This window comes from Dietzia sp. B32 (assembly GCF_024732245.1).
In the GTDB taxonomy this organism is placed as follows: Bacteria; Actinomycetota; Actinomycetes; order Mycobacteriales; family Mycobacteriaceae; genus Dietzia.
The window spans coordinates 1,804,974-1,816,712 of sequence record NZ_CP093845.1; the positions used below are offsets into that span (position 1 = coordinate 1,804,974).

14 protein-coding genes are annotated in these 11,739 nt (G+C 68.8%); 2 read left to right on the plus strand and 12 right to left on the minus strand.

The window, feature by feature from the left end:
* Positions 1-6 precede the first annotated feature (6 nt).
* Positions 7-609 (minus strand): GtrA family protein, encoded by a 603-nt coding sequence (locus L8M95_RS08575; protein WP_260489054.1) that lies wholly within the window; start codon positions 607-609, stop codon positions 7-9.
* 30 nt (positions 610-639) lie between these two features.
* Positions 640-1,710: a glutathione S-transferase family protein gene (locus L8M95_RS08580; protein WP_260489055.1), complete on the minus strand. Its 1,071-nt coding sequence runs from the start codon at positions 1,708-1,710 to the stop codon at positions 640-642.
* Positions 1,711-1,816: 106 nt separating this feature from the next.
* Here L8M95_RS08580 and L8M95_RS08585 point away from each other — a divergent pair, with 106 nt between their 5' ends.
* Positions 1,817-2,830 carry a DUF2332 domain-containing protein gene (locus L8M95_RS08585; RefSeq protein ID WP_260489056.1) on the plus strand — a complete coding sequence of 338 codons (1,014 nt, stop codon included), beginning with the start codon at positions 1,817-1,819 and terminating at the stop codon, positions 2,828-2,830.
* Between the two features lie 11 nt (positions 2,831-2,841).
* Here L8M95_RS08585 and L8M95_RS08590 read toward each other — a convergent pair whose 3' ends face one another.
* The 8 genes from L8M95_RS08590 to ectA form a co-directional block, all read right to left on the minus strand.
* A complete protein-coding gene (locus L8M95_RS08590; RefSeq protein ID WP_260489057.1) occupies positions 2,842-3,690 on the minus strand; it encodes a PIG-L family deacetylase in 849 nt (282 codons plus the stop codon).
* Positions 3,691-3,741: 51 nt separating this feature from the next.
* Complete coding sequence (locus L8M95_RS08595) at positions 3,742-4,389, minus strand: NAD-dependent epimerase/dehydratase family protein (protein WP_260489204.1); 648 nt, start codon at positions 4,387-4,389, stop codon at positions 3,742-3,744.
* Positions 4,390-4,683 carry an NAD(P)-dependent oxidoreductase gene (locus L8M95_RS08600; protein WP_260489058.1) on the minus strand — a complete coding sequence of 98 codons (294 nt, stop codon included), beginning with the start codon at positions 4,681-4,683 and terminating at the stop codon, positions 4,390-4,392.
* Entirely contained in the window at positions 4,680-5,603 is a 924-nt protein-coding gene (locus tag L8M95_RS08605) for a bile acid:sodium symporter family protein (protein ID WP_260489059.1), read from the minus strand. The genes L8M95_RS08600 and L8M95_RS08605 overlap by 4 nt, the downstream gene beginning before the upstream one ends.
* Positions 5,600-7,003, minus strand: coding sequence for an NAD(P)/FAD-dependent oxidoreductase (locus L8M95_RS08610; RefSeq protein WP_260489060.1), 1,404 nt, complete (start codon positions 7,001-7,003; stop codon positions 5,600-5,602). The genes L8M95_RS08605 and L8M95_RS08610 overlap by 4 nt, the downstream gene beginning before the upstream one ends.
* Before the next feature lie 106 nt (positions 7,004-7,109).
* Positions 7,110-7,532, minus strand: a complete 423-nt coding sequence (locus L8M95_RS08615; protein WP_260489061.1) for an ectoine synthase — start codon at positions 7,530-7,532, stop codon at positions 7,110-7,112.
* A 54-nt stretch (positions 7,533-7,586) separates the two neighbouring features.
* Entirely contained in the window at positions 7,587-8,882 is a 1,296-nt protein-coding gene (ectB, locus tag L8M95_RS08620) for a diaminobutyrate--2-oxoglutarate transaminase (protein WP_260489062.1), read from the minus strand.
* Between the two features lie 70 nt (positions 8,883-8,952).
* Positions 8,953-9,465 (minus strand): diaminobutyrate acetyltransferase, encoded by a 513-nt coding sequence (ectA, locus tag L8M95_RS08625; RefSeq protein ID WP_260489063.1) that lies wholly within the window; start codon positions 9,463-9,465, stop codon positions 8,953-8,955.
* Positions 9,466-9,632: 167 nt separating this feature from the next.
* On the opposite strand from ectA, the gene L8M95_RS08630 reads away from it, so the two are divergent.
* Complete coding sequence (locus L8M95_RS08630) at positions 9,633-10,061, plus strand: pyridoxamine 5'-phosphate oxidase family protein (RefSeq protein WP_260489064.1); 429 nt, start codon at positions 9,633-9,635, stop codon at positions 10,059-10,061.
* A gap of 20 nt (positions 10,062-10,081) precedes the next feature.
* Here the strand turns inward: L8M95_RS08630 and L8M95_RS08635 are convergent, their stop codons facing one another.
* Positions 10,082-10,528 carry a low molecular weight phosphatase family protein gene (locus L8M95_RS08635; protein WP_260489065.1) on the minus strand — a complete coding sequence of 149 codons (447 nt, stop codon included), beginning with the start codon at positions 10,526-10,528 and terminating at the stop codon, positions 10,082-10,084.
* Positions 10,528-11,619, minus strand: a complete 1,092-nt coding sequence (gene arsB, locus L8M95_RS08640) for an ACR3 family arsenite efflux transporter (protein WP_260489066.1) — start codon at positions 11,617-11,619, stop codon at positions 10,528-10,530. Before arsB ends, L8M95_RS08635 begins: the two co-directional genes overlap by 1 nt.
* Positions 11,620-11,739 lie beyond the last annotated feature (120 nt).

The window sequence follows — 11,739 nt, forward strand, 5'->3', positions numbered from 1 at the left end:
CCGGGCCTAGACCACCGCGTCGGCGGCGTCCGTCGCACCCGTTGCGTCCGTCGCGTCCGCGGTGGACCGCGCGTGGTGACGGTTACGCACCGCGCGGAAGGTCCAGAGCTTGTTGACGACGAAGTTGATCGGCATCGTGATGAGAATCGTCAGCAGCTGACCCCAGTACTCGCGGGAGTTGATCCCGGCGTCCTCGTGGAACAGGGGCTCCGGCAGGTAGAACGGGCTGGTGGGATTGGTGAACGCCAGCTTGATGAAGATGCCCGCGGCGGCCGCCACCGACCCCACCACGAGGAACGGCCAGAACTCCTGCCAGGCCGGCGCCTTGTGCCCCTTGCCGAACGTCCAGTGCCGGTTGAGCAGGAAGTTGTAGACGTTCGCCACGAGGAACGCCACGATCCACACCAGTGTGGTGAAACGGAAGTTGAACTCCGTGCCCACGAGGGGGAAGAGGATGTCCTGGGCGTTCTGCGTACCGCCGTTGGCCTTGTTCATCAGGACCGTGACGATCATGTTGACGACCATCCCGGAGCCGCCCACGATCCCGAACATGAGGAACTGTCGGGCGCCACGACGGTAGCGGCCGGGTTCGGCGGGGGCTGGGGTCACAGGTGGTGAGTCTAGGCGTTCACCCGGCTCTCAGGCCGCGCCGTGCCCTTCCGGGACGCGTTCCGCCGGGTTCGCGATGGGCCCGGGTGCGGTGCCGTCGCCGAACGGACGACCCCCCAGCTCCTCCCGGTGGTGCGGGGTGAGCAGGCCGGACAGGTCCGGCCCCTTGGGGACCACTCCCGTGGGGTTCACGTCCCGGTGGACGTTGTAGTAGTGCTCCTTGATCTGCGGGAAGTCGCACGTGTCACCGAAGCCGGGGGTCTGGAACAGGTCCCGGAGGTAACCCCACAGCGCGGGCATCTCGCTGATCTTGCTGCGGTTGGCCTTGAAGTGGCCGTGGTAGACGGCGTCGAAGCGGACCAGCGTGGTGAACAGCCGGATGTCCGCGACGGTGATCGTGTCGCCGACGAGGTAGCGGCGCGTGGACAACCTCTCCTCGAGCCGGTCCAACGACTCCCACAGCTCGTCGTACGCCTGCTCGTACGCGTCCTGGTCCGCCGCGAAGCCGCAGCGGTAGACGCCGTTGTTCACGGTGGGGTAGATCCACGAGTCGAGCTCGTCGATCTCGTCCCGGTGCTCGGACGGGTACAGGTCCGGGGCACCCTCCCGGTGGAACTCCGTCCACTCGGAGAGGAGGTCGAAGTTGAGCTTCTGGTAGGCGTTGGTCACCACCGACTTCGTGGGCAGGTCGACCAGCGCGGGGACCGTGATCCCCCGCGGGTAGTCGGGGATCCGGTTGAAATACGCCTCCTGCAGGCGGTGCAAGCCGGTCTCGGGGTCCTTCTCCTCCGGGTCGAGATCGAAGACCCAGGAGTTGACGTCGTGCGTCGGGCCCGCCAGGCCCATCGAGATCGCATCCTCGAGTCCCATCAGGCGGCGCACGATGATGGTGCGGCTGGCCCACGGGCAGGCCCGGGCGGCCATGAGGCGATAACGGCCGGCCTCCACCGGCCACCGCATCTCGCCTATCCTCTCCCCCACCGGGTCCGAGCCGGCCGGGAGGCCCGTCACCACGCGATCGTTGATGTAGGTGGCATCGCGGACGAACTCGCCGTCGGTCGAGGCGTTCCGGGCGGGCGTGAAGTCGGTGGTGGCAGTCATGTCGTCTCCGCGTGTCGTCTCAATGTTATTGATGCATCACCAACATACCCGCTCGGATGGGTCCAGGCCACCCCTCCTCGCCCCGGGGGTGTGCGACGCTGGACCCATGGACTCCGCGCACGTCGACGACGTCCCCACCCGCTACTCCGACTTCGCCGAGTTCGAGGTCCGCGGACGCACCCCGGTCTACCTCTCCTGGGCACGCGGCATCGCCGAGGACCCGGACACGAGTGGCCTCATCGCCTCACTGCCGCGGATCAAGCGTCAGCCCGCGCTCGTCTTTGCCGCCGCCCGGCATGCCGGCGCACCCGAGACCGAGGACTACCCGGCCTTCCGCGACTTCGTCCACGCCCGGTGGTCGGAGATCGAGCAGGTCACCCTCACCCACTCCACCCAGACCAACGAGGCCAAGCGCTGCGCGGTGCTGCTGCCGTTCCTGTCCCTGCTGCCCGGACCGCTCTCGCTGGTGGAGATGGGCGCCTCCGCCGGCCTGTGCCTGTACCCGGACCGCTACGCCTACCGTTTCACCCTCGACGGCGGCCGGGTGCACGACCTGGTGCCCACCGCCGGCGACGCCACAACGGAGCCCCCGGTCCTCGACTGCGACCTGCGGGACGGCGTCCCGCTGCCCCGCACACTGCCGGACGTCGTCCACCGCGGCGGCGTCGACCTGTCCCCCATCGACCCCGCCGACGCCGACTCGCGGGCCTGGCTGCAGAGCCTGATCTGGCCCGGACAGCAGGCACAGCGCGGTCCCCGGCTGGACGCCGCGCTCGACATCGCCGCCGCGGATCCGCCGCAGATCATCGCGGGCGACCTCGTCGAGAAGCTGGAGGCCTCGGTCGCCGCCTGCCCCCCGGGATCGACTCCGGTGGTGTTCCACACCGCCGTGCTCGGATACCTCGAGCCGCCGGCCCGCGCCGCGTTCGTCCGCCGGGTCACCGAGCTGGACTGCGTGTGGATCTCGGTCGAGGGCGTGACCCTCCTGCCCGACGTCGCCGCGCAGGTCCCGGAGTCGATCCGCCGGCACAAGGGCATCTTCGTCGTCGCCGTCAACGGCCGCCCCCTTGCCACGGCCCACGGCCACGGCGACTGGGTCCGCGCCCTCGACATGTCCTGACGCCGGCCCGCTCAGCCGAACGGCCACCCGCGCCGCATCGGCGCGTCCGTTCCGGAGCCACCCACCTCGGGCTCGATGAGGTACTCCGTACCGAACGCCACGGCGTAGATGTCCAGCGGGAAGGCCAGCATCATGCCGATGTCGCTGGTCTGACTGGCGTGGCACTGCATCGCGCGGCGCTTGAGGTCGATCACGTCCGCCGGCAGGTCGACCGCCCACGCGATCTCCGACTCCGCGACACCGATCGGTTGACCGTCGTCCCCGGTGAGGATCGCCTGCCGGATCCGGTCCACGTCGAGGTCCATCCCACCGGGCGCCAGCGCCTGCATGAACTCCGCCGCCTCGGGACTGTCGAGCATCGCCAGTTGGGCGTCCCGGTTGGTCGTCGCCTCGAGCAGACGGGGGCGCCGCGCGGCCAGCTCCACCGCACGGCGGGCGATCCGGTGCACCGCGATGTGGTCGGGGTGCCCGTAGTTGCCGTGATGGTCGTACCCCACCAGGACGTCGGCGTCCTCCCGGTCGAGGATCCGAGCCACCCGCGCCGCGGCGTCGTCGACGTCGGCGCGGTGCAGGCACAGCGGGTCATCGTTCTGTTCCCACCCGGTCATCCCCGAGTCGCGGTATCCCAGCCAGTCGATCCGGGCCACGCCCAGTACCGCCGCTGCCGCCCGGGCCTCCCCGCGTCGGTACTCGACCAGGTCGCCGTCGGGTCCGAGGTGCTCGGGACGCTCGCCGTGGTCGCCGTCGGTGGCGAACACCGTCACCACGCGGTGCCCGTCGCGGGAGGCGAGCGCCATCATCCCCGCGGTCTGCGAGGTTTCGTCGTCGGGATGGGCGTGGAGGAACACGATGGTCGACACCCGGACATTCTGCCCTGCCCGACCGCCCGGCGCGGGGCGGGGCCGGGCAGCTCAGGCGCGGGCGGCGGGGTGGCCGGCGAGCCAGCGGTCGAACGCCTCGGCGCTGGTGAGCTCGGGCGTGTAGCCGAAGACCTCGCGGAGCCGGCTGTTGTCGAGCACCGGCCGGTAGCGCAGGAAACCGGTCTGTTCCGGACCGTAGCGACTGACCCGCAGCGCGCTTCCCACCGCGAGAACCGCCTTGAGCACCGTCTCGGGGATCTCGAGGGTGCGCTTGCCGAGCCGCGCAGCGATCTGGTCGATGGTGAGCGTTCCCGTGCCGGCGACGTTGTAGACACCGGCCGGCCCGTCGCCCACGGCGCGCACGATGATCGCCACGAGGTCGGTGTCCCAGATGAAGACGAACGGCGAGTCCGACCCCCGGACGGCGAGCAATCGTCGGCGGTGGAACAGGTCGGTGATCTGGTTGTCCACGGTGTCGCCGAGGATCGTGCCGATGCGCAACACGACCTGGTCGAGCTCGGGGTGCTCGCGGCGGGCGTCGGCCAGCATGTGCTCGACGAGCGCCTTGTGGTGGCTGTAGGCGAACGCGCTGGTGCCGCGGACGGAGTGGTCCTCGGTGATCGGCACGGGGTTGTCGGCGTGGTAGCCGTAGGCCGCTCCCGAGGAGGACACCACGAGCCGTCCGACCCCGTGCTCGATTCAGGCGTCGAGGACGTGCCGGGAGCCGTCGACGTCCACCCGGTAGGCGGCGTCGCGCCCCATACCGTCAGGGTCGACGACCGAGGCCAGGTGCACCACCGCGTGGTGGCCCGCGACGGCGCGGGTCACCGCGTGGGCGTCGGTCACGTCGAGTCGGATGTGCTGCACGCCCGGGGCGGCGGCGTCACCCGGCACCCGCAGGTCCCCGCTGGTGACCTGGTGCCCGGCGGCGGAGAGCCCGGCCACCACCCCGCGCCCGAGGAATCCGCTTCCGCCCGTCACCAGTATCTTCACGCCGCTACCTCCTGTGCCGTGGCGCCCGCCCTGCTGTGCCGCGCCCACATCACCGCGACCACCAGCCCGGCGATGATGTCCCACACGCCCCACCACGCCGCGACGAGCGCCATCCCTCCGAGCCCGTCGAAGAAGCTGAACACGAACAGCAGCCCGAGCCCGGCGTTGCGGATGCCCACCTCGAAGGTCATGGCCTTGCGGGCGGGCACATCGAGCCGGAACCCGCGCGCGATGCCGTACCCGAGGCCCAGCGCGAGCGCGTCGTGGAGGAACACCGCCACCGCGACCACGCCGATGTAGGCCACGAACAGCGCCCAGTTGTTGGCGACCGCGATCACGATGATCCCGCCGAGCGCCACGAACGAGGCGATCCCCACCACGCGGTGGGTGCGCGCGGCGACCTGCGGCAGCAGGTGCGAGACGGTCAGCCCCAGCGCGAACGGCAGCGCGATGACCAGCAGCACCTCGCTGAGCATGTCCCACGGGGCCACGGAGATCTCATTGAAGTACTCGCGACCGGTGGGGTGCAGGTGACCCCAGAACGCGAAGTTCAGCGGCAGCATCACGATCGCCAGGACATTGCCCACCGCGGTCATCGACACCGACAGCGCCACGTCGCCCCGCGCCCGGTGGGTGAGGATGTTGGAGACGTTGCCGGGTGGGCAGCACGCCACGAGGATCATGCCGAGTGCGACCGAGCCCTGCACGCCGAGCAGCAGGGTGAGCAGGAACGTCAGCGCGGGCAGCAGTGCGAACTGTGCCGCCACGGCCACCGCGAACGCCTTGGGTTTACGCAGCGCCAGCCGGAAGTCGGAGAGCCGGGTGTCCATGGCTATGCCGAACAGGATCAGCCCCAGAACGATCTTCAGCGTGGTGAGGGACCCGGAGTCGAACGCGATCCGGATGTCGTCGACGTTCACGAGCCGGCCCCCTGAGTCTGCGCGGCGTCGATGCGCGCGACCAGCCCGGTCACAGCGCCGCGGTACGCGCTCTTGTTGACGTAGTAGGCCATCCGGTCCAGCCCGAGGTACCTGTAGCCGCCGGTGAGGTCCGGGCGGGGACCGCGCCGGGAGGAGTCGACGACGGCGAGGGCCGCACGCCCGGCCGGTGAATCGTCACGGTGCGCGGCGAGGTAGCGGGCGACGAGGTCGGCCTGTTCGTAGCGGCCCTGCCAGCCGATGCCGGAGGCCTCGAGCATGCCGAGCACCGCGAGGTCGTCGCGGGCCGACGGGAAGATGTTGAGGTGCAGGTCCGGGGCGGCGGCGCCCGCGGCCCAGTCGAGGTGTCGCCGGTCAATGAACGGGTAGTCCAGCACATAGCCGGTGGCGAGCATGACCAGGTCGTACTCGCCGGAAGTCCCATCGACGAAATGCACGGTGCGCCCGTCGAAGCGGCTGATGTCGCCGCGCACCCCGACGTCGCCGTGGCCCACGTGCTGCAGGATCAGACTGTTGACGACGGGGTGGGACTCGTAGATCTTGTGGTCGGGCTCCGGGAAGCCGAACCGGGTCGGGTCGCCGGTGAAGGCCTTGAGTACCCGTGAGTCGACGAACTGCTTGATCCGCGGCGGCAGGGGTCGGCCGCCCGACCCGAGGGTGTCAGCAGGCTTGCCGAAGAGGTACTTGGGCACGAAGTGGTAGCCGCGCCGAACGCTGATGTCGACGGACGCGGCGTGGTGCACCGCGTCGACCGCGATGTCGCAGCCACTGTTGCCGCCGCCCACCACGAGGACCCGCTTCCCCGCGAGCTCGCTGGGGTACTTGTAGCGGCTGGTGTGGCGGACCTCGCCACTGAAGTGCCCCGCGAATTCCGGGATCTTGGGCTCGGAGAGGGTGCCGTTCGCGATCACCAGGGCCGAGAATTCCCCGGCGTCAGCCTCGCGCGCGGGGCCCACCTCGTCGTCGTCGCCCCCTCTCCCACCCGCGCCGGTGGCGCGCACGGTCAGTCGCCACCCGGAGTCGCGCTCGCCGCTCACCGGTTCCGCGCGGACCACTTCGGTAGCGAAGCGGAACCGGTCGCGCAGGCCGAAGTGATCGGCGAAGTCGCGGAAATAGGCCAGCAGGCGGCGGTGGTCCGGGTAGTCGGGGGTGTCGGCCGGCATGGGGAACTCGGCGAACTCCGTGGTCCGGGCCGAGGAGATGAGGTGTGCCGAGGCGTAGACCGTACTGCGCGGGGAGTCGATGTTCCACAGTCCGCCGACGTCGTCGGCGAGGTCGAAGCCCACCCAGTCGACGCCCTGGCGGTCGAGGTTCCGCGCCGCGGCCAAGCCGGAGGGGCCGGCTCCGATGATCGCGATTGGACGGGTGTCAGGATTGGGCACGGGTACAGATCTTGCCCCAGAACGCGACGCTCCCCGGCCGGTTTCGTTCGCACTGAACGAAATCGACCGGGGAGGGCGTGGCGCGGGTCCGGAAAGGGCCGGCCGGCTACTTCTCGCGAACGACCGTGCCGTCGTCCTGCAGGCGCAGGAGCGGGTAGATGCCGTTCTCGTCGTGGTTCTCGTCGCCGACGACCGGGGGGTTGAAGACGCAGAGCATCTGCATCTCCTCCTCCACGATGACCTGGTGCTTCTCGTTGCCGTTGAGCAGGTACATGGAGCCCGCCTCAAGCGGGTACTCCTTGTCGTTGGTCAGGTCACGCAGGGTGCCCTTGCCGCGGGTCAGCCAGACGGCTTCGATGTGGTTGGCGTAGTGGAAGTCGTTGGTCGTGCCGGCGGCGATGGTGGTCTCGTGGAACGAGAACCCGACGCGGTCGTCGGCCAGTACGATGCGCTTGGACTCCCAGTTGCCGTTGTTGCCCTTGATGTGGCGGTCGGTGTCGGTGATCTCTGCGGTGGTGCGAACGATCATGCGGTGCCTCCTCGTCGAGGGTGTGTGTGGTCGTGTCCGGCGCGCGGGCCGGGATCAGGCGTACTGCTGTGCCAGGACGTGGTCGACGGCCTCGTAGCAGATCTCGATGCCGCGGTCGCGCTCTTCGTCGGTCAGGGTGAGCGGAGCGAGGAACTTGACGACCTCGTCGCTCGGGCCGGCGGTCTCGACCAGCATCTTGTTGTCGAAGCAGCGGGCCATGACCTGTCCCGCCAACTCCGGCGTCTCGAGGAACGCGATACCGAACGCCATGCCGCGGCCCCGGAGCTCGAGCTTGCCCTCGTACTTGTAGATCAGCGGGGAGAAACGCTCGCGCAGGATACGGCCGTTCTCCAAGGTGCGGTTCTGGAGCGAGTCGTCGGACCAGTACTTGCGCAGCGCGACGTCGGCGGTGATGAACGCCATGTTGTTGCCGCGGAAGGTGCCGTTGTGCTCACCCGGGGTCCACTCGTCGAGCTCACGGTTGAACAGCGTGACCGCGAGCGGGAGTCCGTAGCCCCCGATCGACTTCGACAGACAGACGATGTCCGGCTTGATGCCCGCGAACTCGAACGAGAAGAACTCGCCGGTGCGGCCGCACCCCATCTGGACGTCGTCGACGATCAGCAGGATCTCGTGGCGCTTGCACAGCTCGTCGAGGGCCTTCAGCCATTCGGCGCGTGCCGCGTTGATGCCGCCCTCGCCCTGGACGCACTCGACGATCACGGCCGCCGGGCGGTTCATGCCGGAGCCGGAGTCGACGAGGACTCGCTCCATCCACTGGAAGTCCTCGGTGACGCCGCCGAAGTAGTTGTCGTACGGCATCGGCGTCGCGTGGACCAGCGGGATGCCGGCGCCGGCGCGCTTCATCGAGTTACCCGTCACGGACAGCGACCCGAGGGTCATCCCGTGGAACGAGTTGGTGAAGTTGATGATGGCCTCGCGGCCGGTGACCTTGCGGGCCAGCTTGAGCGCCGACTCGACGGCGTTGGTGCCGGTCGGCCCGGGGAACATCACCTTGTAGTCGAGCCCGCGCGGCTCGAGGATCTTCGAGGTGAAGGTCTCCAGGAAGGCGCGCTTGGCGACCGTGAACTTGTCGAGCGAATGGGTGACGCCGTCGCGCTGGATGTAATCCAGCAGGGCGCTCTTCATGTCGTCGTCGTTGTGGCCATAGTTCAGCGCGCCCGCGCCACCGAAGAAGTCGAGGTAATCGTCTCCGTCAACGGTCGTGAGCGTCGCACCCTTGGCGGTGTCGAACACCACCGGCCAGTTGCGCGAGTAGCTACGGACCTCCGACTCGCGGTCGGAGAAGATGTCCGTGTTCGTGCTGGTGTCGTGCGTGGACTCGGTCATGGTCTTCAGATCACTCCATTTGTGAAGAGGCGGGCGACGGTGGCGGGCCGGGCGGCCCGCGCGCCCTCGTCTAGGAAATCGTGTAGAGGTCTTCTTGCTCGTGACCTTCTCCGAGCAGCTCGGCGCTCAGGTAGTCCTCGTCGGACAGCGTCATCCCGCGGTCGCGGGCGACGGCGCCGAAGGTGCGCTGCGAGGCCTCGTTGTCCGGGCTGATCGTGGTGCGCAGGCGCACCACGCCACGTTCGGCCAGCCGGTCCATGAGGTGGTGCAGCAAGCGCGCCGCCAGTCCCTTGCCACGCTGGTCGGCGTCCACGCCGACCTGCCACACGAAGATCGTGTCCGGCTCCGACGGGCGGATGAATCCGGTGACGAAACCGACGACCCGGCCTTCGACCTCGACCACGACGGAGCTCTCCGAGAACTCCGCCCCCCACAACACGTAGGCATAGGACGAGTTGAGGTCGAGGACGCCGCTGTCACGAGCGATCTCCCACATGCGGGTTCCGTCGGCCGCGGTGGGCACACGGAACACCGCGTCGGACGAATCAGGGTTACGGGGTACTTCTCGTTCTCCTGGGCTCATAGTCGGTTTCCACCGTAGTGAGGTCCCCACGTTGGTGCATCACCCTTCCCCGATTCGTTACCTGAAAACACGATGAGTGTGCAGGTGGCCGATAGGGAGTGAGGTCGGTCACGGTCGATCCCGGTTCTCCGGTTCCGAAGGCGGTCCCGGGGTGGCAGAATCAGACCATGGACGCCAACCCGGTCACCGAACTCGACGAGGCGCACAGCCTGCAGCTCCTGGCCACCGTCTCCCTGGGTCGCCTGGTCACCGTCACCGACGGTCACGCGGACATCTTCCCCGTCAACTACGCATTGTCCGCCGACGGCAAGGTGTACTTCCGCACCGCCGAGGGCACCAAACTGGCCGGGATCACGGTGCACCCGGACGTCGTGTTCCAGGTCGACCACATCGAGGGCGACAAGGCGTGGTCGATCGTCGTCCGCGGGACGGCGCGACGGCTCGACGGTTTCACCGAGATCAACCGCGCGGAGAAGCTCGACCTCTCACCGTGGATCCCGACCCTGAAGTACAACTTCGTCGAGATCACGCCCGAGTCGATCTCCGGTCGCGGGTTCACCTTCGGTGAGGAGCCGGAGCGCTACACCGGTTACTGATCCGCCCTACCGCTTCCGCCCTACCGCTCGGCGTCCAACTCCGCCCACAGCGCGGCGACGCGTGCCGCGATGTCATCCCTGATGAGGGCCATCCTCTCGGCCCCGTCGATGCCGTGCTCACCCGGTTCGACGGTCTCCCACACCTCGATTCCGGACCGCATTCCGTCGACCGGGTCGAGTCGAGCCGCAGTGCCCAGGACCACCACCCGATCGGCGCGTCGCAGCACGTCGTCGTCGACGGGTGTGGCCGTGGCCGCGGACATGTCGACCCCCAGGTCGGCGAGGGCTGCGACCGACTCCGCGTTCGGCCCCTTCCCGACCGCCGGGAGCGTTCCCGCCGAGTAGATCTCGACCGCGTCGTCCCCGGCCAGCGAGCGCAACAGAGCCTCGGCCATCTGGGACTTGCCACGGTTGGATTTGCAGACGAACAGGACGGTGGGACGGGAGGGGGTTCCGGACCGCGTCATCAGTGATCGGCCCCTGCTGCTCGGGCGGTGGTGGACTCGTCTGGGACCGCCGCGTTCGGAACCGTCGGATCCCCCTTAAAGAGGCGCTTCCCCGCCCACAGGCTCACGTAGACCAAACCGACCAGTACCGGAACCTCGATGAGCGGACCGACGACACCGGCCAGTGCCTGCCCCGAGGCGACGCCCCATGTGCCGATCGCGACGGCGATCGCCAACTCGAAGTTGTTGCCGGCGGCCGTGAACGCAATGGCGGTGGACTTGGCGTAGTTGAGGCCGATCGCGCGGGCGGCCAGGAGTCCGCCCGTGAACATGAGGACGAAGTAGGCGAGCAAAGGAAGTGCGATGCGGGCGACGTCGAGCGGCCGGTCGGTGATGGCGTCGCCCTGGAAGGCGAAGAGCACGACGATGGTGAAGAGCAGGCCGTAGAGAGCCCACGGGCCGATCCTGGGCAGGAACGTCCCCTCGTACCACTCGCGCCCCTTCGCCTTCTCCCCGTAGCGGCGGGTGAGGAACCCCGCGAGCAGGGGTATGCCGAGGAACACGAGCACACTGAGCGCGATCGCGGCCACCGAGAACTCGGCGGAGGTCGTCTCCAGCCCCAGCCAGCCGGGTAGCACCTGCAGGTAGAACCACCCGAGGCCGGCGAAGGCGATCACCTGGAACACCGAGTTAATCGCGACGAGGACAGCCGCCGCCTCGCGGTCTCCGCAGGCGAGGTCGTTCCAGATGAACACCATCGCGATGCAGCGCGCGAGGCCCACCACGATGAGCCCGGTTCGGTACTCGGGGAGATCAGGCAGCATCAACCACGCCAGCACGAACATCAGCGCGGGACCGACGAGCCAGTTCAGCGTGAGAGACAGCGCGAGAAGCCGCCGGTCGCCGGTGACGCGGTGGGTCTCGTCGTAGCGGACCTTCGCCAGGACGGGGTACATCATCACGAGCAGCCCCAGCGCGATCGGCACGGAGATCCCGCCGATCTCGACGGCCTCGAGCGCCTCGGCGATCCCCGGCACGACACGGCCCAGCAGCAGCCCCAGTGCCATGGCGGCGATGATCCAGACCGCGAGGTAGCGATCCAGGAGGGACATCCTCGCCGCCACAGGCGTGTCGAGATCTGCAGTGGTCGAAGGGCCGGCGGTCGCCGAAGGCTGGAGGTTCACGCCCCGACAGTATGGGATGCATCGATGACCGTCAATGCATAGGAGGCG